Origin of the sequence: Olavius algarvensis spirochete endosymbiont, assembly GCA_900608495.1 — a bacterium.
Taxonomy (GTDB): Bacteria; Spirochaetota; Spirochaetia; order DSM-2461; family DSM-2461; genus UBA2779.
The window spans coordinates 1-262 of the sequence record UWYT01000025.1 but is presented as its reverse complement, the minus strand read 5'-3'; the positions used below and the strand labels follow the sequence as shown (position 1 = coordinate 262).

1 protein-coding gene is annotated in these 262 nt (G+C 51.5%); it reads left to right on the top strand.

What is annotated here, in order from left to right; all coding sequences use genetic code 11:
• Nucleotides 1–262 (top strand): hypothetical protein (locus S1OALGB6SA_RS09980; RefSeq protein ID WP_195910204.1); only part of this gene is annotated, 262 nt, incomplete at both ends.

Here is a 262-nt window from a genome sequence, read left to right as displayed (position 1 = left end):
AAGATATCTTCCGGGGACTGGAGTCGGTTTTGGGGATGTAGTCTCATCAAATGGACATATCGGGGGGATAACGGAGTTTAGAAACAACGGCACATCTACCGGCGTCACCCCTGGTGGAGTGAAGACTCTTTTTGCTTCCAATGGACGGGCGGATAGTACGGAAACCGAAGCGCCATCCGGCTTTCCCGATCCCAGTTTCTCGGGCAACCTTAGTTTCAGCACCGTAGAATCCACTCAAAGAGCCGGATTTGTCGATATCAAC